Genomic DNA, 24,091 nt, shown 5'->3' with positions numbered 1-24,091 from the left:
TCACCGCACACTCGGGTCGAGGCCGAGCCGCTGACGTTCGGAAGCAATGATCCGCTGCTCGGCGGGAACCGCCTCGTCTCTTGCCACGTCCACCGGTTGGTGCAGGGAACGGTCGGTCGCGCGAGCATCGGCCTCCTTGGCCGCGCTCTTGCGCGCGTACTCCTCGAACAACTGCTGTTTGGCCTCGATGATCTCGCGCATGCGCTCGTCGACGGAATCCTTGGCCAGCAAACGATGAACATGCACTTTCCTGGTCTGGCCCATACGGTGAGCGCGCGCGATCGCCTGCGTCTCGGTGCTGGGTTTCCACTGCGGCTCAGCGATGATCACCACCGAGGCGGCCTGTACGTTGAGTCCCACCCCGCCCGCCTCGATCTGGCTCAGCAGCACAGCATGCCCATCGAGCCGGGAGAAATCGTCGACCATCTGCTGGCGCTTGCCCGCCGCTACTGATCCCGTCAGCACGCCCGCTGTGTCGCAGGCGAGTGCTCGCTGCACCGCATCGAGGACACCGCGGAAGTAGGAGAAGACGATGACCTTCCACCCGTTGGCCTTCGACTCCTCGATGATCTCGAGCATCCGCACCATCTTCGCCGAGTCGCGGTGGTTCGGCGTGGCGTAGGCGGCCTGCCGCATTGCCATGAAGTTCCGCGACTCGACAGCCACCCGGTAGGCACGTTCATCGGCGTCGGAGAACTGGACCCAGTCCTCCATCTCCAGACACTCCGGCAACTCCTGCAGCACATCCTCCTGGTTGCGCCGCAGGTACACCGGCGCCACAGTCCGCCGAAAGCTCGCCGCGCGCGCCATCCGCCCGAACCGGTCCAACGAGGAGGCAAGGCCCGGCCGTAGATGTTCCACGAGTGACCGGAACTCCTCGACCCGGTTCTCCATCGGTGTTCCGGTCAGAAACAGAGCCCGCTCGGCGCCGGTCACCAGTGCGGCGACAGCCTGTGAGCGTTGCGATTCCTTGTTCTTGACGTAGTGCGCTTCGTCGACGATCACCAACTGGATGCCGTGATCGCGGGGAACTGGCAACTTGGCGACGGTGCCGAAGGTTGTGACGGCGACCCCGCCTCGGCTCAGCCATACTCGCGTCGCCCCGTCACGCTCCGCCCCGTGCAGCGCGTGTGCGGTCAATGTCGTGTGTTTGCCGATCTCGTTGATCCAGTTGACCAGCACGCTGGCCGGGCAGACGACAAGAAACCGCGTGCGCCCGTTCGCCGCGAGATGAGCGGCGGTCGCGAGCGCCTGGATCGTCTTGCCCAGGCCCATCTCGTCACCAATGATCGATCGTTCCTGCAGGATCGCGTACTGGGCGCCGAACACCTGGTAGCCCCGCAGCGTGGTCTTGAGCCGGTCGGTGTTGAGCGGAACCGCCTGGATCCGCTTGACCAGCTCGGCCGGCGCGTAGCCGTGAGCCGCTTCTTCGTCGGTCGCGCGGACCGCGCCAGGCACGGTGGCAAGTAGCGCGTTGATGCGCGCCGCGTCGCGTTCGTATTCGCGCCACACCTCGGGAGCCGGTCGATTCCCGTACTGTGCGACGTGCAGCACCGCGGTCGCGCGCTGGTGCAGATCAGTCGCGCTGTCGCTGTCGAGGAGCTGCTCGAGGTGCGTGAGTGCGGTGAGAGCAGCGGCACGTGCGGCTTTGCCGGAGAAGAACATTTTCGCCCGCGAGCCGGTCGGCTCCGCGGCGGCGGCGAGACGGTGCAGGTGCGGTCGGACATTGGCGGCCGACGCCTGCAGCGCCGCGACCGCGGATCGCGTGTCACGCCACGCAACGAGCAACGCCAGCAGGCTGGTCTCGCCTCGACCTGGCTGATCGGGATCGAACCGAACGGCCGCTTCGCCACGCACCTGCGCGGCCAGCTGCCGAGACGCCTTGTGGATCTCCTCCGCTGACGACGCCCCGATACCCGGCACGGTCTGTAGCACGGACGGCGGCACCGCGGCCACATCGGCCACGGTGCGAAACCGCTTCTCCAACTCCCCGAACCGCACGCCCTTGCGGACGACATCCCGCAGCCTCCCTGCGGGAAGCTGACGGAGATTGCTCGTGGCCTGCTCATTCAGCAACTCGTCGACGCGACGCCGGACCGCTTGCTCCAGTGCGGCTGGCGCCGCGGTGGCACGATCGACCAGTTCCACCAGCGCTCGCACGTGCCCCAGCACCTGACGAGCGACGCCACCGACCTTGCGCTTGGCAGCGACGAGATCAACGTCGTCTCCCATTTCTCCCCTTCCGCGGCGTGCGCGTCGCCGTTGAGAAAAGCATCGACCGTTTGCTACGCAGTGTTACTGCGCAAGGTGCAGGACGTACATCGTTGACGGGAGAGCTGCAGTCTCAAACCAGGCCACTGGCCGCGCCCGTGCTGTGGGTTCGTGAGATGGGCGCGATCTCCAGTGGCGTGACCCGTTGGGCTGATCCGGGCGGATCAGTTCACGGGTCCCTCGACTCCAGCCGAAGTCATGCCTTCATCGGCCAGATGCGGGCTACTGGCGTCACCGCCGACTGTCAGCGTCTCAAGATCCACCAACGTAGTTTCCGGCGGACCGACTCGGCTTGGAGCCAACAGGGAAGCTGCCGGAACGTGACGTACTGGAGGACGTCGTCGAGTGCGGTGGCTGCGATGCCATCGTTGCGGAAGCGGTGCAGAGCCTGCTCGATGCGCGGATCGAGGACTCCGAACAACCGGGCGGTGTGGCCGGCGGCGGTGAAGCCGAGCCGGCGGGTTTCCACGTCCTCGGACTCGATGGCCCGAACCACACGCGGGGCAACAGCATCGAGGTCCTCATTGTTCAGGGCGAGGCCGACGACGGCGATGCCCACATGCTTCTCGTTGCGGGCGAACGCGTCGTCGACCTCGATCGGGTCGTCGACGGCCAGCAAGCCCTCGCCGGTCTCCCAGTTGATCTCATCCATGGCCTTGGTGCGCTTCCTCAGTCGCTTGCCGGCGGCAGGACGTTGTTCTTCTTCCCCACCATCCCGGCCCGTTTGAGCATGGTCATGATCTTGGACGGGATCTTCGCCGGATCGGGGACGTGCCCGTGGTAGTACTCCTTGGTGATGTTGCCGTCCTTGCCGGTCTCGAAGTGATGCCGGTCGAGCACGACGATCTCATTGTTCTCGTGGTCCACACCGTAGCGGCGGAACACGGCAGGGTTGCCCGGGTCGGGGTCGATCGAACGGTCCAGCGCCGCCTGGCCGTTGGCCGGGGCGCGGCTGGCCACACCCCGCGAGGTCTGGCGCTCGGTCCGGCCGTGCTTCTTGTAGGACGAGTCGTCGTAGATCCGCTTGGGTTCGCACTTCAGACCGAGCGGGTCGAACCAGGTGACCGGGTTCGGGACATAGCCGTGCGGGTTGGGGCTGGCGTCCAGCCCGAGCGGATCCGGGGAGAGATACGCGCCGGCGGCCGGATCGTAGTAGCGATTGAGGTTGTAATCGTGGCCGGTTTCCACGTCGTGGTACTGCCCCGGGAACCGGAGCGGGCACTCGACCCGGCCGAATTGGGCCAGTGCCGTACCCCAGATCGTGGTGTCCTGGCGCCATACCAGCGCGCCGCTGTCGTCGACCAGTTCGGTGGGAGCACCGATGAGATCGGTGACGATCGCGTAGAACTCCTGGTCGATCCAGTCCTGGGGAGCGTTTCGCGCCGGCGTGCGGTCGGCCTGCGTGAGTGGGATGACCCCGTCGGGCCGGTGAGTCCAGGTCGTGGTGTGCCCGCTGGAATGTGTCTGTTCCGCAAGCGTCACGCCGTCCCAGATGAAGTCGGTCCGCTCGGCGCTCCGCCCGTCGGCGGTCAGGCGCTGCTTGTGGACGCGGCGGCCATAGGCGTCGTACCCGTAGCGCCAGGTGACCCCATCCGGGGTGGTGACCAAGGTCAGGCGGTCGTCGCCGTCCCAGGCGTAGTGCCACGTGCGGAGTTGGCCGGACAAGGTTCGCACCTGCCGCGTGGTCACTCGGCCTTGGCCGTCGTAGTCGTAACGGACGTTGCCCGCGGTGCGCAGCAGCGTGCCAGTGACCTGGCGAGTCCCAGGCGCTTCAGCCAGCTCCGGATTCGGATCGGGGCGGCCAGCCTGCTCGATGTTGCCGCTGGCGTCATAGCGGTAGCTCTCCCGGTGACTGGCACCCTCAACCTGGGTAATACGACCGAGGGGGTCGAGGTCGAAGTGCCGGACACCGGCGAGTTGGTCGACGATGTTGGTGACGGTGTCGTCAGCGCGGTAGGTGTAGGCGCGGCGCTGGAGCAGCTGCTGCTGACCGGCCGGGCTGGGTGCGGTCACTGCCTGGGTGCGCAGGCGGTGGTTGTCGTCCCAGGTCTGGGCGAGCATCACGGTGCCAACGCGTCGGGATATCTCTCGTCCGGCCGGGTCGTACGTGAACTCCAGTGTTCGTGACGCGGTGTCCAAACTGGTGAGTTGCCCGCCAAGGTTGTAGCGCCACAACGTTTCCGCGCCACTGGGCGTGATCCGCCGGACGCGGTGGCCGACCGCGTCGTAGGCGTTGGACACGGCGCGGCCGTTGGTGGTCTGGGTGACGAGCCGCCCGAGCGGGTCGTAGGCGGACACAACGTCCGCGTCTCGTTTGGTGGCACGGACAATCCGGTCGGCTGCGTCGTAGGCCAACGTGGTCACGTCATCGTCGGAGCGGCGTTCGACGACTCGCCCCAACACATCCCGGGTGAACGTGATGGTCTGGCCGGCTCCGTTGGTGCGGGAGACCATCTGGCCGGCGAGGTCACGCGCGTACCGCGTGATGCGGCCGTTGAAGTCGGTCTCGCCGATCAGGTTCCCGGCCGGGTCGTAGTCGTAGCGCCACACCAGACCCGCTGGATTTGTCACCGCGACGAGGCCGAGCTCGGTGTTGTAGGTGAACGCGGTGCGGTCGCCGTTCCGGTCGACGTGGGCGACGGGCAGGTCGAACGCACCGTACTCGGTACGGCTGACCTGGCCGAGCGCATCGATGTGCTCGACCTGGTTGCCTTCACCGTCATAGGACCAGCGCTGGACGGCGCCGTCGGGTTCACGCCGCCACGCCAACTTTCCGCCGGCGGTCCACCCCAGTTCTGTCCTGCCACCCATGGGATCCGTGACAGCGGTGATTCGCCCGAACGCGTCGCGGACGTAGGTGGTGGTCGCCCCCAGTGGATCAGTCACCGCCACCGGAAGCCCGGCCCGATCGCACACGACCCTGGTCATCGCGCCGAGCGCGTCGGTGACGGAGGCGAGGTGATGGCTCTCGTCGTAGCCGAAGCGGGTCGTCGCACCGAGCGCGTCCGTCTCAGCCACGACCGCGCCAGTGGTGTCGTACTCCCAGCGGGAAATCGCCCCGTCCGGGTTGACAATGATGATCGGCAGCTGGAAGTCGTTGTACTCGGCCACAGTCTGCGAGCCGTCGGGGCGCGTGACCCGAATTAGATCACCGGCGTCTGAACGTTCGAACCGGGTGGTGCGTCCCAGCGGATCGGTGCGCGAGGACAACCGGTCGTACCGGTCGAACTCCAAGCGGGTCTGACCGCCCAACGGGTCGGTGATCGCCGTGATCTGCAGGGCGTCGTTGAGGTGATAGCGGGTGGCGTGGCCTAGGGAGTCGGTCGCGGTCGTGACCAGGTTGTCCCGGTCGTAGTCGAAGGTGTAGCTCAGGAACCCGTCCGGGCTCTCGCCCCGTACGCAGCGCCCGTCGGCATCGTAGGTGTACTGGTAGGACCGGTCGTTGCGGTCGGTCCAGCGCGTCAGGCGCCCCTCAGCGTCGTAGCCGAGCCGCAGCGCCAGTCCAGTGCCGTTGACGACTTCGACAAGGCGGCGCTGCTCGTCATAGGCGAAGCCGCGCACCACGGTCTCGGTCTCGCCGGGCAGGACCAGTTCGGTGATCAGTCCTTCGTGGGAGCGGATGTTGACGTGGTAGCCGCCGGAATGCCTTACCTGGACGGGGATTCCGAAGGAGTCGTGGTCGATGTCGATGCGGCCGCCGGCGCGGTCGGTGATCGCGGTCAACGGCTGCAGGGACGTGTCGCCATCGAAGTGCAGGGTGTGTCCGGTGTCGGGGTCGTGGACCTGGTGGCCGTACTCGGTGCGTCGCAGGGGCCAGCGGGGGCCTTCCACCGGGAGCACCGCGTCCTGGCCTGTCGGGGTCGGGTAGGACAGGAGCATGCCGTCGGCGGCCACGAACACCACGCCGTGCTCGTCGATCTCCAGCCGCTGGTCGAGGGTGGAGGCCCAGGAGGGCCCGAACAGGCGGCCCACCCGGTAGGAGGACAGGTGAGTCCTACTCAACACCAGCGGCAGGGCGCCGGGCAAGTCCAGGTCGGTCTCGGTAAACAGCACGTCACCGGTGGCCATGTCCACCGGGTCGCCGCCGGTGCACTTCTTGCCGTTGGGGATGGCGTGCTGGCGGGGGTTGTTGCCCAGGTGCCCGCGCGCTGACGCGGTGCGGGTGCCCGAACTGCTCCGGCCACCGCGTGAACCTGCACTGTGGCCCCCGCCGGTGTGGCTACTGGTCTTGGCGTCAGGGTGCAGGCGTTTGAGCAGGCCCGCGCCGTGGTGGTCGGCTTCCTCGTGGAGGTTGGCGGTGGTGTGCAGGTGTTTGCCCGCGGTCTCCACGACGCGTCCGCCTTGGCCGAAGACCTTGCCGGTGATCTGCAGGCCACGACCGAAGGCCTTGCTGATCACACTGCCGAACCCGGACCGGTCCCCGGAGGCGTGGGAGAGCAGGTTCTGACCCGCTGACTCCAGCTTCTGCCCGCCGGAGGTGAGCTTGCCGCCGAAGTCGGCCAACTTGCCGCCAGAGCGACGCATGTGCTCCGGGTTGAGGTTGATCTTGCTCACGAGGCGGTCTCCGTCAGGCTCGGGTCAGGGCTGGTAGCCGGGGTCACCGATGACCGGGGGCACGGTGTGCTCCCCGGTGCCCCAGTGCTCGTCGGTGGGCTCCATGAACTTGTTGGTGTGCTCCAAGTCCTCCTCGCCCTTACCCTTGCCACCCCGGCCCACCTGACCGCCCACGCCGGGGCTGCCGGACGCACCAGGTCGACCCACCGCGCCAGCCGCCGCACGGCCACCGGGGGCGCCTTCGGTGACCGCACCCACACCAGATCCCGGACCACGCCCCGACAAGCCGCCACCACCGGCCCCGGCCCCCGAGCCGCCGCGAGGCCCGGAACTCGACGAGCCACCAGCAGCGCCACGTCCGCCCCGGCTGCCGCTACCGCGCTCATCGCCGAGCCCACCAGGTGGCCCTGGGATGGGGCCAGGGACAGTCGGTGGGCCGAAGACCGGCGGCGGCTCCGGCGGACCAGGAGGCAGTGGCTGCATCGGCGGCAACTGCAGGTGCGGCGGCCTCACGATCGGTGGCTCGACGTGATGCGACGGATCAGTGCTGGACGGCGGCTCCCCGCCCGGCGGCAGCGACGGCGGCACCGTGGTGACCGGCCCCGGCGTGTGAGTGTTGTGCGGCGTGTATCCGCCGCTCGGACCGGTCTGGCCGGGATCAACCGGGCCGTAGGGCACCGGCCCACCGGTCTGCTGCGGCGAAGCGACGTCCATCCCCTCGGGCTTGGGCACCGCCGGGTAGGTGGCGATGTTCGTGGTCGCCGAGGTGGTGTTGTTGCGGTAGTCGGCGTAGATGGACGCGGCGGTGTCCGACGCCTCGATCGCCTGCTGCTCCTGCTTCTCGGCGTCGGTCTTGTCGCCAGTCAGGTGCGCCCAGCCGCGGGAGAGCCAGTCGTCGGTGGCGGTCACCTGGACCGGGGGCGGCATCGAGTCCCGTGCCTTGGCGAAGTGGCCCACCTGGGTCTCGTTGGCCTTCGAGACGGTGTGCGAGGTGTCCTTGGCGTCCAGCACGAACTGCGTCATCGGGGTCGTGGTGTTCTTGAACCCCGATGCTGCTTCGCCCTGCCACACCGCGTCGGTCTGCTTCAGGACCTGGTCCAGCATCTGCTTGATGTTGTCGAAGCGCTCGCCGACCTTGGACTGCCATTCCCCGGCCGCCCGCGACAGCTCAGACGACCCGTTGCCCCCGTGGAGGTTGTCATAGACCTCCTTGTGATTGAACGCGGCGTGCGCCTCGCCCGCGACCTCGGTGCTGAACGGCCACACGGTCCTCTCCCTCTCCGATGCGGGGTTCTACTGGCCAGCGGGCAGGTTGCCCAGCACCAGACTCGCCGCCTTCTGCGCGAACAGGCAGGGATCCTGGAATCCCAGTTCGGCAGGGCGCGCGATATACGCGCTCAGCGACAGGTACTGAGAATCGGAGACTCCCAGGTCAAGTGCACACGATGACTTACTCTTGTCGGTCGTCACAGCCGGGTAGCCGTCGACAACGATAGCGGTGAAGTCGCTAAAATTGTCTTTGTGCTGGTAGAGCTGCGAGAGGCCTTTTCCGGTTTTCGTGTCCGGGGCGAGCGTCATCGAACCGTTGTCGCTGCGCCAACCGCACGCCGTCTGTCCCCACGGCGTCTGCTCGGTCTTGGAGGTGCCCTGCACGCCGAGTTGCCGCCGCTGCTGTTCGGTGAGCAACTGGCAGGAGTCACTGTTCGCTGCCAGGTTCTTCGGGTGGGTAACCTTGGGAGCGCCTGGTGCGTTGGACGGGGACTGTGAGGTCGTCGCGGACGTGGGCCCGGGTGTGCCTCCGTTGGTGCTGGTGCACCCGGTCAGCGTGACTCCCGCGACACAAACGACGACGGTCAACGTTGCTTTCATCGGTGCGTATTTCACCAGAGAGTCCGCTCGCCCTCACATCTTGAACTTGATCTCGGCACTGGTGTCCGCGACCTTGTACATTTTCATGGTCTTGTCGACCTCGTCGATGACATGCTGACAGTAGGCCACACAGTCATCAAGGGTCTTACCGAGGAACCCCTCCTCGTCCCCGGCCATCCTGCCGAGGTTCTTCACCGCCTGCTTGCTGACCTCGTCATTCCCGGGAGCGCCTACCGAGCGCAGCCAGTGTGAATCCCTCTTGATGCTGAGGAATTCCTCCTGGGCCGCGATCCAGCCAGCCTTGAGGGTAGGGAGTCGGTCGGGCGCCACCTGGAGCGCGCCTTTGGTGTAACCGCCGCTACCGTCGTGAGCCCATGTATTGATGGTCGCCATCTCTCGCCCGACGAAGACGGGGTCGTGGGTGGCGTTGAACTCGGGCATCCTCGGTGTCCTCCCCAGACGGTGGTTGCGGTCCACATACGGCGCTACTCATGGTGACAGGTCTGACGCGGGCCGCGACGCAGTTTGCCCGGACCTCAGACGGCTACAGACGCTGGCGCGTTCCCTCCAGCAACTCGCCAACGACACGAACGAGAAGAATGACGTCGGCTGGCGCGGCGACGGTGTAACCGTTGCGCTCAAACAGGGCCACCCGGCCCCGTGCGGTGTCGAACACCTTGACGATGTTCGGCGACCGGTGCCGGGCACCGGCCGAGTCACGCACGGCCGCGGCGAACTTGCCGTAGGCGGACCTCTCGCCCGCCACCAAAGCCGACAGGTTGCGGGCGGCGTCCGAACGGATGCCGCGTGCCCGCAGTCCCGCCTCGACCGCCCCGTCCGAGTCGATACCGCGCTCGGCGGCCTCGGTGACGGCGGCCTCCAGGTCGGCGGTCGGCACGCTCACGGTGCTGCCCGTGGCTGGCGGTGTCTCGGGCAGCACCCTGACCAGGGAGGCAGTGAGCGAGTGATCCGGCACCGCGTCCAGGCGCACGGAGTCACCATCGAGGACGGCCCGCACGGCGAAGGACCCGCGGGCCGCTACGCAGGCTCGCAGTTCCCGGCCCGGTGCCGGGGCGTACCGCAGGTCCAGTTCGAACGAAGCGTGCGCGACCAGGGCCAGCGCCCCGTAGAGATCGTCGTCCAGATGACGATCGAGCAGCCCTCGTGCGCGTAGCCGCGCCTCAGCCTGCTCCAGGGCTTCCTGCGGGTCAGTGGGCGGCGGGGTGTGGTTACGCCAGGTCAGGATCGTAGGGAGCGCGGGAAGCCGGGAGCGCTGCCATGCCACCCCGAGCTCGGCATAGTCCAGCTTGATGACCACCACGAGACCCCCGTCTCCGCACGTGTGCCCAACCCGCCCGAGGGTAGCCGATCAGTCACACAGCGGAGGCGAAACGCGGAAATGGCGGCGAGAGAGCCCTCACTCTGCGGCGTCGATCAGCCGCCTCACCTGGTCCAGGTACCGCACAAGCTGGGTCGCGGCCAGCGGGTCGAGCACCACCTCGTGGACCTGGTCTCCGGGCAGCTCCAGGTACAGCTGCCAGGGACCGCAGTCAGCATCCTCCGACACCTCCTCCGCGCTGGGAAGCGGGTGCACGCCGAGCAGCCGATCCCCGTGCACAGCGTGCCGCACCGGCACGTACATGATGTGGCCGCTGAGGACCGCGGTGACCAGGTCTGAGATCCCGGACACGTCCAGGCTGACCGTGAACGTCTCCGTCGGCCCTATCCTGAGGACTGCTCGATGCTGGTCGTCGGTGAGCCCGAGGAGGACCGTGCACGGTGTTCCGTCGGTGCGGTGAGCGGCTACCTCGCGGCCGGACATCGCGTCCCTTCGTGTCGAGTAATCACTGTGGTGGCGCGGGAACCCAGGTGCGGTCGGCGAAAATGCCCTCGACGATGGCCTCGCGCAGGCAAAACGGGTGCACCTCGACCCGGTGCAGCGAGTAGCCGTCGACCCACCGCGCGACCCGGGCGACGTGGACGGGGAGGGCGTCGATGTCGGTCAGCGTGACATCGAAGACGAACACCACCCCGACTCCGGCACCCACCCTGTGTTCGAGCACCCCACAGAAGTCCGCCTGCCGCACGCCCAGGCCAAGCTGGTCGTGCAGCAGGCGCCGCAGCGCGTCCTCGACCGGCTCCCCGGATCCGACGGGGCCGCCGGGGAAGGTGTAGCCGTGCGGGGCAGGCAGGGTGAGGTAGTACTCGTCGTCGCGGCCGGTCAACGCGTACACAGCTACTCGTGGGCCCGGTGCCGTGGTCACGACACCGCTCCAGCCTCGGCCGCCTGGTGCCGTGAGGGCGCTGCCGGTCGCGGGGTGGTGGGTCGGCCGCCAGCCAGGGCGCTGGCCCCGCTCGCCGTGGCCAGCGCCGTTTCCCAGCTCGCCCAGGCTGCGCTGAGGTCCTCTTCAGCGGTGTGGCATTCCGCTGCTCTGGTTTCGCGTGTGGTGTCCCTGGTCAATTCGAGGACGAGGCCGGGGTCCTCGGCGTGCTGACGGAGGTGAATCAGGACGTGGTTCTCATGGATCCGCTGGATGACGAACCGATCGCCGGGCAGGCCCATGATCGGGTGCAGCAGGAACAGCGCGGCGGCCACCGCAGGCGAGTGGCCCCCGGTCCACCGCACGCTCAACGCCTGGTCCCCGAGGGCGGTGACCTGGGCGCCCGTGGTCCCCGCGCACACCCTCTGACGGCGCAGCAGGCTGCTGGCCAGCCCGGCCAGCTCCGGCGACACCTGCGCCCGAGGCCCGGCCAGGGCGCTGGTCTCGTGGTCGTCGAGTGGTCGTAGCGCGGCTGCGTGGGAGCAGTAGGTGTGGGTGGGTAGGCCGGTGGCCTGCTGGACGAACGCGGTGGCGGCCACCCATTGCCGGTAGCTGACGGCGGCGATGTGCACTGAAGTGTCCGGGACGTGGGTCTGGACCAGATGAACCTGCCGCCGGTGCGGCCGCACACGCAGCCCCGGTACTCCGGTGAATCCGCCCTGCACGGTGTGAGGGAGCAGTTCCAGCAGCAGGACCGGCAGCGCGGCGGGCGTCAGGTGGAGGATGAGCCCGTCCGTCTGGGGCCGGACCGTCCGGAACACACCCGCCCCCTCGGGTACGTGCTGCCGCAGGTGGGCGTGTGCCCGCCCGGTCGCGAGCAGGACCGCGGCCTCCAGGTCCCGCTGGCAGGGGCTGGTGGCGTCGGGCAACAGGGCGTGGCGGATCCGGGCCGCAACCGGGTCCAGGGTGGGTTCCCCGGGCAGGCGGGCGGCGTGGTTGTGCGCGAGTGCCCGCAGTACCTGGGCACGGTCCTCGACGGAGAGTTCCTTGGCGCCGCTGGCGATGGCGGGCAGGACGCTGGAGTCGGTCTCGCCGGTGTAGCTGCTGCGCAGCACGGCCAGGCGCCGGATCAACGACGTGCGGTTGGGCATCGGGATCTCCGAGGAGGGGGACCGCGGCGGAGTATGCCGCGTGAGGGCGCGAGGGACGCGCATGGTCAGGGCGGGACGCGGAAGTCGATGACCCCGGCAGGCCGCTGACGGCACGGTGGGCCATCAGCACTGTCCATGAGCATCGCGAGCTGGTCGGTGTCGAACTGACCGTTCGTGTGCCGCATCTTCTGGTGGGAGGTGACGCCGTGGCTGGTGTGGATCTCGTGCAGTACCTGGCTGAACACCAGGAACAAGCCCGTGCTGTCCAGGTCGATGACGGTCACGGAAACATCCTTCACACACGACTTGTCTTGTAAGGACGAGAGATTCACCGGGTCCCGGTGGTCAGTCGGGTCCGCGATGCACGACAACCGACCAGGTCAGGCACTCGCTCGGCGGGCGCACGAGCGAGTGGGCGATGACCAAACGCTCGGGTTTCCACAGCGGTGGGTAGAGCGGTTCGGGTGCGGTCACCGGTCCGAACTCAGCCGCCAGCGAGGCGACCTCGGCGCGGGTGCGGGGGTGCAGATCCATACCGGCTTCGGCGTAGACCTCGACAGCCTGCTGGACCACCTGAGGATGGTCGTCGGCGGTGAGATGGGAGATCGCGGCCAGACTGCCGGGCACCACAGCGTCGCGCCAGGCGGCGAGTACTCCGGCGGGATCGCGGTCATCGGGCACCTCGTGCAGTACGGCGCTGAGCAGCACCGCGACCGGCTGGTCAAAGTCCAGCACTGTCCGCAGGACAGGGTGATCGAGCAGCGTCCTGGGCTGGGTGAGGTCAGCCTCGATGACCGCGGTACCCGGCACGTCACGTGTGTCCTGTTCCAGGCTGCAACACGCGACGAGGTCGGACTCCACGTAGACCACCCGCGCGCTAGGAACCTGGCGCCGGATGTTCTCATGCAGCGCCACGGGACCACCCACGCCCGCACCGAGGTCCACGAACTGCCGGACACCCCACTGCTGCGATGCCCAGCGGGTGACCTGATACAGCCAGGTCTGGTTCCGCCGAGCGGCCTTCTCAAAGTAGGTACGCGCCCGGCCCAGCGAGGCCACCAGGTCCCGATCGGCGGGGCAGTTCTTGCCGCACCACAACAGGTAATCCCATACTCTGCCTGACTGAGGTCGGTTCGAGCCGAGGTAGTCGGCCAACCGGTCATCATCGTGGTGCACCTGGCCTGTGCTGGTAGTGGTACTCACGCGATTCCCCGCTCCCGACTCGCCGGAACGAACCGGCCATTGCAACACAGAAGTCCTTGGACCCAAATGACTTCAGCGCCATCTCGACTGGACGCGAGTGAGCGCCCAAGTCCGTCTGGTGGGCAGCACAGTGCGTGCCGTCCGTAGACGTCCCGATCGAGCTTGTCCTGTTCCACGCGCCGCTGGAGTTCCTCCACCGTCACGTACTCCGACAGCCATCCGGCGAGCTGTCGACCGCACTGTCCAATGTGGTGCTGCCGGACGTGCTGACGCAGTAGGCGGTGGATAACCAAGCTGAAGAGGCTGGCAACGACGAGTGCACTGAAGACGATCACTGTGGACATCATCGCAACGCAAACTCCCCAAGCAGGTAGGCGGATTTCGCATTCGAGCAAGGCCACAGTGTGCCGCACTCAGCGCACGGTCGCCCGACTTGTTCGGCGCGGTGCAGGAACAACTGCATCAGCACAACAGCACTAGCCTGTGCGGTCACTGGGTCGCAGGACGGCCGAGGTACCAGTCGGTTCGACAGCCGCACCCTGGAGGCTGTCGAGGTCATCGGACTGCCTCCCGGAAGACTTCGGCCTGACAAACCGTTCCACGAACCGACCCTGTCGGGCGCAACACCTTGTGGCACAACGGCAGGCGCAGGCTTTGCGCGCCAACTGTGGCAGCCAGCCGTCCCGCGGCTCGGGTCAGAGCCCAGACGAGCCTGTATCTGCGTAGCAGCGGGAACCTGGCGTAGAAGATCCGTATCGTCTTCTCACAGTGCAACGGACCGCGCTGGTACTCGACCCCAACCTGGACGAACAGCGTGCCGACGAAGACCGTGAGCGGACAGTTGGGATTGAGAGCCGTGAACCGCTGTTCCCAACGAACCGCTACATCCTGGACGGTCAGCTTCGGGTGATCAGCCATGAGTCTCTCCCTTGGAGGTCCGCCCTGGTAGCGATGCTTGGCTTCGGCTGAGCCGGGCGCGAGCCAACTGCAGGCATCGGGAAACCTGGTCAGCCTCCTGCTCCAGCAGGAAGGCGCACTCGCCAGCAGGAACCTGCACTGCAATACGAATGTGGTCGATAACGTGGATTACCAACTGTCGATTGCGCCCCGCTGCGTCGCGGCAGGAGATCAGCCACCGGTTATCGGTGTCGTCGGGCATCTGAACTCCTCTCAGGGGCGCGAAACGGCGCGGTTGCTCACGTGCTGCGCGCTTGTTCCGATGTTGGAACGATCAGCGGTGGTGAACTCCTAGAGATGTCCTAATCGACTGCGGTCTCGTTCACCCGTTCGAGTTGTGGCATGGTGTAGGCGGACCTGTTATTACGAGGAGCAGCGCCATGGACGTCAACCCAGCCGACAGCGTCGGTCGCCGAGTCGCCAAGCTGCGCAAGCTCCGTGGCCTGACGCAGCGCCAACTGGCGGAACGCGCACACTTCAGCCACCAGACGGTCCAGGCGGTCGAACAAGGCAAGCAGCCTCCATCACCCGCGTTCACGGCTGCCGCAGCTCGCGCCCTCGGCCTTGGCGTACTCGACCTCACCGGACAGCCCTACGACTCGCTCATCAGCCGGCATGGAACCGAACAGGCCCACGTCCCAGCGTTGGAACAGGCGATCACCGAGGGGAGGCACGCCGGGGTCGAAGGTGAGCTGATGTCACTGGAGGAGCTGGCAGCGTGCATGGAGGCGGTGAACGTCCATCGACGCAACAGTCGATACGCCGACGTCGCGAAGGAATTGCCTACGCTGCTACGTCAGCTACACGTCCTCGCCCGCGAACTGCCGCTGGGCAACGCCAGCGAGCGCGCCCACGGCTTGCTAGCCAACGCGTACGCCCAGGCGATGTCGACCCTGCATCGGCTAGGGCACCTGTCGCTGGCCGGCTGGGCTGGTGAACGTTGCATGTGGGCATCGGAGCGCTGCGGGGACCCATTGCGTGTCGCTGTCGCCGATTTTCACCAGGCACTCGCCTTGCTGAATTCTGGCGGATATTCAGTCGGGCAGCGCCTTCTCGACGCCGCAGCACACGATATTCGAGACTTGCCCAGCACTTCGGAAACGCTGGCTGTACGGGGCTCACTGCATCTGCGTTCGGCCATCATTGCAGCGCGTTCGTCCAATCCTGTCGACGCCGAGGCGCACTTGACTGAGGCTCGAGAAATGGCAAGGCACGTGACTGACGGGCACTACTACGAGACATCGTTCAGTGCCGCAAACGTGGAGATCCATTCGGTTGCGGTCCCGGTCGAACTTTGCGATGGGACTACAGCGGTGCGACGCGGCGCCGAACTTCAGCTGCCTGTTGAAGTGAATAGTTCGCGACGTGGCCATCACTATATCGACTTGGCCAGGGGCTGGCTGCTGCACGGAAATCGGGAGAAGGCGCTCAAAACTCTGAACCGCGCCCGAAGGATCACGCCGCAGCTCACTCGGTACCACCCAACGGTTCGCGAAACGGTCATGGCACTTGTATCCACCGACAAGCGTTCAACGGAGTCGCTGAGCAACTTTGCCACTTGGTGCGGAATCCGTACGTGAGTTTGGTCAGGAGGGGCATGAACGACACCGGTCAGCCGGTTCTCTACGCCATTGTGTGCGGATCACCGGCCGCGCGCCACGTTGGCAAGTTGGTTGAAATCGGGCAAGCTGCCGGGTGGGATGTATGTGTAGTTGCCACTCCCGACGGTCGCAAGTTCATTGACGTGAGTGCACTCGAAAAGAAGTCGGGACATGTTGTGCGGTCTTGGTATAAAGATCCTGACGAGCCTGATGTTTTACCGCCTGCCGATGCTATGATTGTGGCGCCGGCTACCTGTAACACAGTCGCCAAGTGGGCTGCCGGCATATCAGACACGCTTCCACTCGGGATGGTTGTCGAGGCTTTCGGCAAGGGGATTCCAGTTGCTTGCGTGGTGTCTTCAAGCTCTGCGCAGTTAGGTTTTCCTGCTGTCCAGTTGGCCATTTCCAAGCTTGCCGATTGGGGTGTCAGAATGGTTGACTACCCGAGGGGAGAAGTTGCGAAGGGCGAGGACAAGCACGCGCGGTTCCCTTGGGCGGCGGCGTTCGATGCCATTCAATCCGAGGCTTCGGGGTGACATCCTATTCCCGATGCTCACCAGAACACTTGGCGTTCTGCCGATGCAAAGGGCGGCTCGGCAAACAGATCCTGCTGTCCTCCACGAAGGGTGTCGAGCAGGACGCGTGGTGCCCCGAGTCGTGAGACCGGTTCGGACAGGGTGTAGACGGCGAGGCTGGCGGCTGCGATCGCATCAGTGCCAGCGCGGGCGAGTCGTTGCTGGAAGCGGTGTTGCAGCCGTACGGCGAAAGGACGGCTCGAGGAACCGGTGGTACTGGTGTAGAGGAGGTCCTGGCTGGTCGCCATTCGCCATGCGGTGTCACCCGCTGCACTGATCTTTCGTTGGATCTTCCAGGTGTGCTGTGGGTTGAGCCCGTAGCGGATCGATTCGTCGCGCAGTGCGACTGCGCCCAGTGCTGCGACCGCCATCCCGTGTCCGTACACCGGCTCGGACACGTCATGGAAGACAAGGTCCGCCAGACCTACTCCCACGTCGCCGCCGCGGTCGAGGCACGCCTGCTGCAATGCCTGCAAGACCGCTGGGACAAGGCCGTCCTCAACTCCACCGGCGAGTTCGACACCGCCTGGAGGAAGGCCGCCTAGCCCGACGCCTCCACCCGAGCCCACGCCGCACGCGTGGGCTCGTGGCCTTCTCCCCGCGCGCACGACGGTGTCCCGAGAAGCCCTCCATCGCGGCCAACGTTATTGACCCCGACTCGGTCAACCTGACCCTGTTCGCCAGGCACGCATGAACGAAAGCCATCCCCTCAGCGGCTCCCCTCGCTGCCGCCTTCTGCCAACCTCGTGATCAACGGCAGAGTTGCAAACACGGAAGGATCGCGATGACCGGAACAGCGCTACTCATGATCGACATGCAGAACGGGTATCTCGCCGACGACGGAGTGCGCGACGCACTTGGCTGGCCACCGATCTGGCAACTCGACACAGTCATCACCACGTGCGCTGACCTCCTCGCCCACGCGCGTTCTCACGGGATCCCGGTGCTGTACTCGCGTGTCGTCGCAAGCCAGGCGGGCGCGCTGGGAGCGAACCCCCGGGCCGCCCAGCAGCTGCAGAGTCGCGCCAGCCGCATGCCTGAGGTGTCCGACGAGCAGAAGCAGTGGAAGAGCCAGATCATGGATGCGGTGGCGCCACAGCCAGGCGACCTCGTACTCGACAAGACCCGTCCCAGCTTCTTCACCTACACCGAACTGGAACCGCTGCTCAGAAACCTCGCCATTACCCGGCTCATCGTCGCGGGCTTACAAACCAACGTCTGTGTTGAAGCGACGGTGCGCGCAGCGCTGGAGCGGAACTTCGAAGTGGCCGTGCCCGAGGACGCGGTCTCCACCGACGGGCCCGCGCTGCACTTCAGCGCGCTCAACTCGATGCGGGTGCTCTACACCGAAGTCGCCCCCTGGCGCGAACTTGTCGCACCCGACGCCCCCTGGGATCGCGCCTTCCGGACCCCTGACTACGGACGCGACCCCCAGTACTGGACCGAACCCACGCCGGACGCACACCACGACTGATCCGCCAGCCGGGCCACAGCGGCGGCCACACCGCCTGCCCCTATGCCGTCCGCCTGCGGTGCCCGGTCGGCCCGTCTACGGGCGTCCCGAAGATACGTCACCGAAGAATCCCCGGTCGGGTGACATGGAACTGGAGCAAATCCATGACCCCATTTCGCATAGTGTCAGACCGCTGCTCCAGTTTTGCTCCAGTTAGGTCATCCATTGTCCACTTGGGACGGACAAACAAGATCGCCCCCAGTCCTGGTTTTCCCAGGTCAGGGGGCGTATCTAAACTATTCAACAATTGTGGAGCTGAGGGGACTCGAACCCCTGACCCTCACACTGCCAGTGTGATGCGCTACCAGCTGCGCCACAGCCCCGCACTTTGATTCGGATCTCTTGGGGAGTTCCTCATCTCGTGTGGTTCATACAGTACACGACACCTCCTGGAGAGTGAAATCGGGGGGGACCCGAGGATGTTTGCCCAGGTCAGACCCGTGAACGGAAAGCGGCCCGCCCCCAGCGCCGAGCGAGGGGCGGGCCGCACCGGGAACGGTCAGGAGTTGGCTGCTCCGTTGAGCAGCTTGTCCAGCCACTGCCCGTCCTTGAGCACGTCGATCGAGGTGTCCCCGCTGCGCACGGTGGGCGTGCCCTTGTACCAGGGCTGCTCCTTCACCGCGTCGTAGTTGGCGGTCACCTTGCTGGTGTAAGTGCTGTTGCGCACGTCGTTGGCGAACTGGTCGCCGGTGATGCCGATCCGCTGACCGAGGTTGATCAACTGGTCGGCGGTGTACCCCTCGCTGCCCTCCCTGGGCTGGGAGTTGAACAGACTGGAGTGGTAGTCGGCGAACTTGCCCGCCTTGGCCGCGGCAAGGGTGGCGTTGCCCGCGAGGGTGGAGTAGCCGGCGGGCACCGAGCTGCGGTCGAGCATGTTCACGATGTGGTAGCGCACCTGGAGCTTGCCCTCGGCCAGCGCCTTGTCGATCTGGGCGTTGTCCCGCTTCTCGAACTCACCGCAGGCTGGGCAGATGAAGTCCTCCCAGACGTCCACCTTGACCTTGGCGTCGGGCTTGCCCGCGGTGATCACACCGTCGTCGCCCACTGTGGCCTGGTACTCGCTGGCGGCCTTCGCGACACCAATGGCCTCGAGCTTGTTCTTGTCCACTTCCTTGCTCTTCAGCGTGACGGCGACAATCACGATCGCGGCGACCACGAGAATGCCGACCACACCGATGATGATGTTGCGGCGGTCCTTGTTGGCACCGCGTGCCGCTGCGACGGCCTTGGCCGCCGCGGCCTTGTTCTTGTTCGCGTCCTGCTGGCGTTGGCGCTTGCTGCGCTCCGCACCGCCCACGTGATCGTCCTCCTGTTAACGAGCCGACCACGCCTGTTCAGGGGGTCTGGTCGGTCGGACCTCGGGCCGCATGCTACCGGCCGTCGCTAAGGGCAGCCTGAGAATCTAGGCCAGGGCCGCGCGCAGGGCCGAGACCGACTCGTCCACCGCGCGCCCGCACGCGGGGATGATCGGCGCGAAGCTGGCGAAGGCGTGCACCAGGTCCTCGTGCCTGCGCACCTGGACCGGCACACCGGCCTTGGCCAGCAGCTGGCCGTACACCTCGCCCTCGTCGCGCAGCGGGTCGAACTGCGCGGTGGCGATGTAGGCCGGGGGCAGGCCGCTGAGGTCCTCGGCCAGCGCGGGCGACAGGGTCCACGGCACGGGCCCGGGCAGGCCGCCCGCGTAGTGCTCGAGGAAGGTCTCGATGTCGGCCGTGGACAGCACCGGCGCGGTGGCGTTCTCGCGCCGTGCGGGCAGGTCGTCACCGGCGCCGGTGGCCGGGTAGTACAGCAGCTGGAAGCACAGCCGCGGGCCGCCATTGTCCCTGGCGAGCAGGGCCGTGACGGCGGCGAGGTTGCCGCCGGCACTGTCCCCGGCCACGGCGATCCGCGCGGGGTCCCCACCCAGCTCGGCGGCGTGCTCACCGACCCAGCGCAGCACCGTCCACGCGTCGTCCACGGCGGCGGGGAACGGGTGCTCGGGAGCGAGCCGGTAGTCCGCGGACACCACCACGGCCCCGGCCCCGCTCGCGATCCGGCGGGCGAGGTCATCGTGCGTGGTGGTGCTGCCCATGCACCAGCCGCCGCCGTGGAAGAGCACGACGACCGGCAGCGGCCGCGCCCCGGGCAGCGGGCGGTAGACCCGGACCGGGACGGGCGGGTCGCCGGGCACGGACCGGTCGGTGACCGAGGCCATGTCGACCATCGGCTGCACGCGCTGCCAGCGACCTTCCAGCTCGGCCCTGGCACGCAGGATGTCCACGCCGGGGGCGGAGACCGACAGCGGCGGGAAGGCCTCGAGGAAGCGCTTGAGGTCCTGGTCGATGTCTGGCACGCGATCACGGTAGCCAGCGGGCCGGACTCCGGTAACCCCTAAGGCTAGGCAAGGCTTCCAGAGGCTGTCCTCAGTCCACCGTGGACGAATAGAGTTCCCGCTGTGACTGAGGGCGTTGAGGAGATCGGGCACACGCACAAGGACCTGTCCGGCGGCTGGCTGCGGCCCGCCGTGTTCGGCGCGATGGACGGCCTGGTGACCAACATCTCACTGGTCGCCGGTGTGGGCGGCGCGCACGCGGAAGCCCACGTGATCGTGCTCACCGGGGTGGCCGGACTGGTCGCGGGCGCCTTCTCCATGGCGCTGGGTGAGTACACCTCGGTGCAGACCCAGAACGACTCGGTGCGCGCCGAGGTCGCGGTGGAGCGCCGCGAGCTGCGCGAGAACCCGGAGGCCGAGCAGGAGGAGCTGGTGGAGCTGCTCACCGCGCGCGGGCTGAGCAGGGACACCGCCGAGGAGGTCGCCAAGGAGGTGCACAAGGACGAGGACCTGGCCGTGCGGGTGCACATCGAGCAGGAGCTCGGCGTCAACCCGGACGAGCAGCCCTCACCGCTGGTGGCGGCGGTGTCCTCGTTCCTGTGCTTCGCGGTGGGCGCCCTGTTCCCGCTGGTGCCCTTCCTGTTCGGCTGGAACTCGCTGACCGCGGGCCTGGCGGTCGGCGCGGTCGGCCTGTTCGCGGCGGGTGCGCTGGTGGCCAGGTACACGACCCGATCCTGGTGGCTCAACGGGGTGCGGCAGCTGCTGTTCGGGGCGATCGCCGCGGGGGCCACGTACCTCGTCGGTGCGCTCATCGGGGTGTCCACGGCAGGCTGAGGGGCGTGGAACTGCCCCAACTGCCGCAGCTGCCAGTCAGCGCGGTGCTCGACGAGGTCACCGGCGCGCTCTTCGCACACGGCACCGCCGTGCTGGTGGCCCCGCCCGGCACCGGCAAGACGACCCTGGTCCCGCTGGCGATGGCTGCCGCCTGCACGGGCAAGGTGCTGGTCGCCGAGCCACGGCGCCTGGCGGCGCGGGCCGCGGCGGCGCGCATGGCGCACCTGCTCGGCGAACGGGTCGGCGAGACCGTCGGCTACGCGGTGCGCGGCGACCGCAGGACCTCGGCGCGGACGCGGGTGGAGGTCGTGACCTCCGGGCTGCTGCTGCGCCGGTTGCAGGGCGACCCCGAACTGGCCGGGGTGGACGCCGTGCTGCTCGACGAGTGCCACGAGCGGCACCTCGACGCCGATCTGCTGCTGGCCCTGCTGCTGGACGCCCGCGCCGGGCTGCGGCCGGACCTGCGCGTGCTGGCGACCTCGGCCACGGTGGCCGCCGACCGGCTCGCCGGGCTGCTGGGCGCGGACACCCCCGTGGTGCGCGCGCACGTGCGGACCCACCCGGTGGAGGTGAGCCACGTGCCGCCGGCCAGGGGCGAGCGCGTGGAGCGCTGCGTGGCCAGGGCAGTCCACAAAGCACTGTCCGAATCGGACGGTGACGTACTGGTCTTCCTGCCCGGTGTCGGCGAGATCCGCCGGGTTTCGGCCCTGCTGGACGGCGTGGACGTGGTGCCGCTGCACGGCAGGCTGGCCAGCGCGGAGCAGGACCGCGCGCTGCGGCCGGGCGGCGGGCGCCGCGTGGTGCTGGCCACCGCTGTCGCCGAGTCGAGCCTGACCGTGCCTGGGGTGCGCGCGGTGGTGGACGCGGGTCTGACCCGTACGCCGAGGGTCGACCACCGCCGCGGGCTGTCCGGGCTGGTGACCGGCCGCGTGTCGGCGGCGGTGGCCGAGCAGCGCGCGGGGCGGGCGGGCCGTGAGGCGCCGGGCCGGGTCTACCGGTGCTGGCCCGAGCAGGAGCAGGCGACGCTGCCCCGCTACCCGGAACCGGAGATCAGGACCGCCGAGCTGACCAGGCTGGCGCTGGAACTGGCCTGCTGGGGCACCCCGGACGGCGAGGGCCTCGCGTGGTGGGACGCGCCGCCGACGGGGGCGCTCGCGGCGGGCCGCCAGGTGCTGGCCGCGCTGGGCGCCGTGGACGCCTCGGGGGTGACCGGGCGCGGCAGGCGGATCGCCGAACTGGGGCTGCACCCCCGGCTGGCCAGGGCCCTGCTGGACGGGGCGCCGGAGGTGGGCGTGCGGGCGGCGGCCGAGGTGGTGGCCCTGCTGGACGACGACACCCTCGCCGAGGGCACGGATGTGGAATCCGCGCTGCGCAGGCTGCGTGCCGACCAGGGCAGCGACCGGGCGCGGCGCTGGCGGCGCGAGGTCAAGCGACTGACCGACCTGGCGCGCCCGCTGGTGGCCGACGGGGCAGCCGCGGCGGCGGACCCCGCGCTGGTCGTGGCGCTGGCGCACCCGGAGCGGCTGGCCCGCAGGCGTGGGCCGGGCTCGGCGACGTACCTGATGGCGGGCGGCACCGCCGTGGAGCTGGCGGCCCCCGGGGAGGCGGAGTGGCTGGCGGTGGCGGTGGCCGATCGCGAGCCCGGCCGGGCGCACGGCCGGATCCGGCTCGCGGCGCGGGCGGACCGGGCGCTGGCCGAGCGGGCGGCCCCCGCGCTGCTGGTCAGCGAGCAGGAGGTGCGCTGGGCCGAGGGCGACGTGCTGGCGAGGCGGGTACGCAGGCTGGGCGCGATCGTGCTGGAACAACGCCCGCTGGCCGACCCGGACCGGGCGGCGCTGCACGCGGCGTTGACAGATGGACTAAGTCGTGAAGGAAGTGCCCTGCTGCGGTGGAGCCAGGACGCGCTGCGGCTGCGCCAGCGGCTCGCCCTGCTGCACCGCGTGCTGGGCGCCCCCTGGCCGGACGTCTCGGAGCGGGCCCTGCTGGCGGACCCGGACAGCTGGCTGGGTCCCGAGCTGGCCACCGCGCGGCGCAGGGCCGACCTGGAGCGGATCCACGCGCACGAGGCGATCTCCCGGCTGCTGCCCTGGCCACAGGCGACCCGCCTGGACGAGCTGGTGCCGGACCGGGTGCTGGTGCCGTCCGGCTCGCGGGTCAGGGTGGACTACTCGGCGGAGGAGCCGGTGCTGCCGGTGAAGCTGCAGGAGACCTTTGGCTGGGCGCGAACCCCGCACATCGTGGACGGCAGGGTCCCGGTGCTGCTGCACCTGCTCTCCCCGGCGGGCCGACCGGTGGCGGTGACCGCCGACCTGGCCTCGTTCTGGCAGGTCGGCTACCGCCAGGTCCGCGGCGAACTGCGCGGCCGGTACCCGAAGCACCCCTGGCCCGAGGACCCGACCACGGCCACGCCCACCCGTCGGACGAAACAGAGCAAGTAGGTCCATCCTGGACGGTGTGACGAGCAAACCCAGCACCACCACGGACAAACTGTTCAAAGTGGCCGTAACGCTCAAGGGGCTGGACGGCCTGAGCCAGCTCGTCCTGGGCATTGTGCTGATCTTCATCCCGCCGACGGTGATCACCGGGCTGGCCAACGCCGTGGTCACCAGGGACCTGCTCGGCGACCCGGGCGGGACACTGTCGGAGCACTTGGAGACCGCCGCGCACAACTTCGCCGACGGCAGCAGCCGCGGGTTCGCCATCGGCTACCTGCTGCTGCACGCGGTCGTCAAGCTCGGACTGGTCGCCGCCCTGCTGCGCAAGGTCGTGCCGCTCTACCCGATCGCCGCACTGGTGCTCGGTGCCTTCGTTGTCTACGAGCTGTACCGCGCCGTGCACACTGGTTCGATCGCGCTGCCCTTCTTCGCCGCACTGGACATCGTGATCATCGTGTTGGTGCTGCGGGAGTACCGGCAGTTGCGCCAAGAGGCCGCAACACCGGGCGGCCGAACCGGTGCCGACGGCAACGCGTAGACATCAATTGGACAGTTG

25 protein-coding genes and 1 tRNA gene are annotated in these 24,091 nt (G+C 68.0%); 8 read left to right on the top strand and 18 right to left on the bottom strand.

The features are described 5' to 3' along the window. From KALB_RS05755 to KALB_RS05745, 3 genes are all read right to left on the bottom strand, one after another. A complete protein-coding gene (locus tag KALB_RS05755) occupies positions 1–2,232 on the bottom strand; it encodes a DEAD/DEAH box helicase (protein ID WP_025354773.1) in 2,232 nt (743 codons plus the stop codon). Between the two features lie 283 nt (positions 2,233–2,515). Further along, entirely contained in the window at positions 2,516–2,923 is a 408-nt protein-coding gene (locus tag KALB_RS05750; RefSeq protein ID WP_025354772.1) for a hypothetical protein, read from the bottom strand. Between the two features lie 17 nt (positions 2,924–2,940). Continuing rightward, the gene (locus tag KALB_RS05745) at positions 2,941–6,345 is read right to left on the bottom strand and encodes a DUF6531 domain-containing protein (RefSeq protein WP_268872264.1); all 3,405 of its coding nucleotides are present in this window, start codon (positions 6,343–6,345) and stop codon (positions 2,941–2,943) included. A gap of 165 nt (positions 6,346–6,510) precedes the next feature. Here KALB_RS05745 and KALB_RS45090 point away from each other — a divergent pair, with 165 nt between their 5' ends. After that, positions 6,511–6,726, top strand: coding sequence for a hypothetical protein (locus KALB_RS45090; protein WP_081789206.1), 216 nt, complete (start codon positions 6,511–6,513; stop codon positions 6,724–6,726). 123 nt (positions 6,727–6,849) lie between these two features. On the opposite strand, the gene KALB_RS43655 is transcribed toward KALB_RS45090, so the two are convergent. The 11 genes from KALB_RS43655 to KALB_RS46300 all read right to left on the bottom strand — a co-directional run bounded on the left by KALB_RS43655 (position 6,850) and on the right by KALB_RS46300 (position 14,468). Continuing rightward, a complete protein-coding gene (locus KALB_RS43655) occupies positions 6,850–8,091 on the bottom strand; it encodes a WXG100 family type VII secretion target (RefSeq protein WP_025354770.1) in 1,242 nt (413 codons plus the stop codon). Between the two features lie 27 nt (positions 8,092–8,118). Continuing rightward, positions 8,119–8,709 (bottom strand): DUF3558 domain-containing protein, encoded by a 591-nt coding sequence (locus tag KALB_RS05735; RefSeq protein WP_148309363.1) that lies wholly within the window; start codon positions 8,707–8,709, stop codon positions 8,119–8,121. 18 nt (positions 8,710–8,727) lie between these two features. After that, positions 8,728–9,135, bottom strand: coding sequence for a hypothetical protein (locus KALB_RS05730; RefSeq protein WP_025354768.1), 408 nt, complete (start codon positions 9,133–9,135; stop codon positions 8,728–8,730). 103 nt (positions 9,136–9,238) lie between these two features. Continuing rightward, positions 9,239–10,015, bottom strand: a complete 777-nt coding sequence (locus KALB_RS43650; protein ID WP_025354767.1) for an ESX secretion-associated protein EspG — start codon at positions 10,013–10,015, stop codon at positions 9,239–9,241. A 96-nt stretch (positions 10,016–10,111) separates the two neighbouring features. Continuing rightward, the gene (locus KALB_RS05720) at positions 10,112–10,384 is read right to left on the bottom strand and encodes a hypothetical protein (RefSeq protein WP_148309362.1); all 273 of its coding nucleotides are present in this window, start codon (positions 10,382–10,384) and stop codon (positions 10,112–10,114) included. 154 nt (positions 10,385–10,538) lie between these two features. Next, a complete protein-coding gene (locus KALB_RS05715) occupies positions 10,539–10,958 on the bottom strand; it encodes an NUDIX hydrolase (protein WP_025354765.1) in 420 nt (139 codons plus the stop codon). Continuing rightward, positions 10,955–12,106, bottom strand: a complete 1,152-nt coding sequence (locus KALB_RS05710) for a hypothetical protein (protein WP_025354764.1) — start codon at positions 12,104–12,106, stop codon at positions 10,955–10,957. Before KALB_RS05710 ends, KALB_RS05715 begins: the two co-directional genes overlap by 4 nt. 65 nt (positions 12,107–12,171) lie before the next feature. Next, positions 12,172–12,390: a hypothetical protein gene (locus KALB_RS05700; RefSeq protein WP_025354763.1), complete on the bottom strand. Its 219-nt coding sequence runs from the start codon at positions 12,388–12,390 to the stop codon at positions 12,172–12,174. A gap of 61 nt (positions 12,391–12,451) precedes the next feature. Next, the gene (locus KALB_RS05695; RefSeq protein WP_158510715.1) at positions 12,452–13,261 is read right to left on the bottom strand and encodes an SAM-dependent methyltransferase; all 810 of its coding nucleotides are present in this window, start codon (positions 13,259–13,261) and stop codon (positions 12,452–12,454) included. 603 nt (positions 13,262–13,864) lie between these two features. Then, positions 13,865–14,227: a hypothetical protein gene (locus tag KALB_RS46305; protein WP_148309361.1), complete on the bottom strand. Its 363-nt coding sequence runs from the start codon at positions 14,225–14,227 to the stop codon at positions 13,865–13,867. Continuing rightward, positions 14,220–14,468, bottom strand: coding sequence for a hypothetical protein (locus KALB_RS46300; RefSeq protein WP_148309360.1), 249 nt, complete (start codon positions 14,466–14,468; stop codon positions 14,220–14,222). The genes KALB_RS46305 and KALB_RS46300 overlap by 8 nt, the downstream gene beginning before the upstream one ends. 178 nt (positions 14,469–14,646) lie before the next feature. Here KALB_RS46300 and KALB_RS45085 point away from each other — a divergent pair, with 178 nt between their 5' ends. Beyond that, positions 14,647–15,846: a helix-turn-helix domain-containing protein gene (locus tag KALB_RS45085; RefSeq protein WP_081789203.1), complete on the top strand. Its 1,200-nt coding sequence runs from the start codon at positions 14,647–14,649 to the stop codon at positions 15,844–15,846. 17 nt (positions 15,847–15,863) lie between these two features. Then, positions 15,864–16,403 (top strand): flavoprotein, encoded by a 540-nt coding sequence (locus KALB_RS45080; RefSeq protein ID WP_081789820.1) that lies wholly within the window; start codon positions 15,864–15,866, stop codon positions 16,401–16,403. Between the two features lie 17 nt (positions 16,404–16,420). On the opposite strand, the gene KALB_RS46295 is transcribed toward KALB_RS45080, so the two are convergent. After that, a complete protein-coding gene (locus KALB_RS46295) occupies positions 16,421–16,840 on the bottom strand; it encodes a hypothetical protein (RefSeq protein ID WP_148309359.1) in 420 nt (139 codons plus the stop codon). A gap of 3 nt (positions 16,841–16,843) precedes the next feature. Here KALB_RS46295 and KALB_RS47475 point away from each other — a divergent pair, with 3 nt between their 5' ends. Continuing rightward, positions 16,844–16,987, top strand: coding sequence for a hypothetical protein (locus KALB_RS47475; protein ID WP_158510714.1), 144 nt, complete (start codon positions 16,844–16,846; stop codon positions 16,985–16,987). A gap of 239 nt (positions 16,988–17,226) precedes the next feature. Then, the gene (locus KALB_RS05685) at positions 17,227–17,916 is read left to right on the top strand and encodes a cysteine hydrolase family protein (RefSeq protein ID WP_025354759.1); all 690 of its coding nucleotides are present in this window, start codon (positions 17,227–17,229) and stop codon (positions 17,914–17,916) included. 289 nt (positions 17,917–18,205) lie between these two features. On the opposite strand, the gene KALB_RS05680 is transcribed toward KALB_RS05685, so the two are convergent. The 3 genes from KALB_RS05680 to KALB_RS05670 form a co-directional block, all read right to left on the bottom strand. Then, a tRNA-Ala gene (locus KALB_RS05680) sits at positions 18,206–18,278 on the bottom strand. Between the two features lie 176 nt (positions 18,279–18,454). Beyond that, complete coding sequence (locus tag KALB_RS05675; RefSeq protein ID WP_025354758.1) at positions 18,455–19,252, bottom strand: DsbA family protein; 798 nt, start codon at positions 19,250–19,252, stop codon at positions 18,455–18,457. 105 nt (positions 19,253–19,357) lie between these two features. Beyond that, positions 19,358–20,287 carry an alpha/beta hydrolase gene (locus tag KALB_RS05670; protein WP_025354757.1) on the bottom strand — a complete coding sequence of 310 codons (930 nt, stop codon included), beginning with the start codon at positions 20,285–20,287 and terminating at the stop codon, positions 19,358–19,360. Positions 20,288–20,389: 102 nt separating this feature from the next. Between KALB_RS05670 and KALB_RS05665 the strand changes: the two genes are divergently transcribed. Genes KALB_RS05665 through KALB_RS05655 form a run of 3 tightly spaced genes read left to right on the top strand, consistent with a single transcriptional unit; the run spans position 20,390 to position 24,073 of the window. Next, positions 20,390–21,100: a VIT1/CCC1 transporter family protein gene (locus KALB_RS05665; protein ID WP_025354756.1), complete on the top strand. Its 711-nt coding sequence runs from the start codon at positions 20,390–20,392 to the stop codon at positions 21,098–21,100. Then, on the top strand, positions 21,097–23,538 hold the full coding sequence (hrpB, locus tag KALB_RS05660; protein WP_042221704.1) for an ATP-dependent helicase HrpB: 2,442 nt from the start codon (positions 21,097–21,099) through the stop codon (positions 23,536–23,538). The genes KALB_RS05665 and hrpB overlap by 4 nt, the downstream gene beginning before the upstream one ends. Positions 23,539–23,554: 16 nt before the next feature. Beyond that, on the top strand, positions 23,555–24,073 hold the full coding sequence (locus KALB_RS05655) for a DUF2127 domain-containing protein (RefSeq protein ID WP_025354754.1): 519 nt from the start codon (positions 23,555–23,557) through the stop codon (positions 24,071–24,073). Positions 24,074–24,091: the final 18 nt, after the last annotated feature.

The organism is Kutzneria viridogrisea DSM 43870 (genome assembly GCF_000525635.1).
In the GTDB taxonomy this organism is placed as follows: Bacteria; Actinomycetota; Actinomycetes; order Mycobacteriales; family Pseudonocardiaceae; genus Kutzneria; species Kutzneria viridogrisea.
This window is presented reverse-complemented; position numbering and strand designations above follow the sequence as displayed.

What these genes read in the sequence shown, in the direction of transcription:
- KALB_RS05755 (WP_025354773.1), bottom strand. Translation starts at nt 2,232, where the DNA reads ATGGGAGACGACGTTGATCTCGTCGCTGCCAAGCGCAAGGTCGGTGGC.
- KALB_RS05750 (WP_025354772.1), bottom strand. Translation starts at nt 2,923, where the DNA reads ATGGATGAGATCAACTGGGAGACCGGCGAGGGCTTGCTGGCCGTCGAC.
- KALB_RS05730 (WP_025354768.1), bottom strand. Translation starts at nt 9,135, where the DNA reads ATGCCCGAGTTCAACGCCACCCACGACCCCGTCTTCGTCGGGCGAGAG.
- KALB_RS05710 (WP_025354764.1), bottom strand. Translation starts at nt 12,106, where the DNA reads ATGCCCAACCGCACGTCGTTGATCCGGCGCCTGGCCGTGCTGCGCAGC.
- KALB_RS46305 (WP_148309361.1), bottom strand. Translation starts at nt 14,227, where the DNA reads ATGGCTGATCACCCGAAGCTGACCGTCCAGGATGTAGCGGTTCGTTGG.
- KALB_RS46300 (WP_148309360.1), bottom strand. Translation starts at nt 14,468, where the DNA reads ATGCCCGACGACACCGATAACCGGTGGCTGATCTCCTGCCGCGACGCA.
- KALB_RS45085 (WP_081789203.1), top strand. Translation starts at nt 14,647, where the DNA reads ATGGACGTCAACCCAGCCGACAGCGTCGGTCGCCGAGTCGCCAAGCTG.
- KALB_RS45080 (WP_081789820.1), top strand. Translation starts at nt 15,864, where the DNA reads ATGAACGACACCGGTCAGCCGGTTCTCTACGCCATTGTGTGCGGATCA.
- KALB_RS47475 (WP_158510714.1), top strand. Translation starts at nt 16,844, where the DNA reads ATGGAAGACAAGGTCCGCCAGACCTACTCCCACGTCGCCGCCGCGGTC.
- KALB_RS05685 (WP_025354759.1), top strand. Translation starts at nt 17,227, where the DNA reads ATGACCGGAACAGCGCTACTCATGATCGACATGCAGAACGGGTATCTC.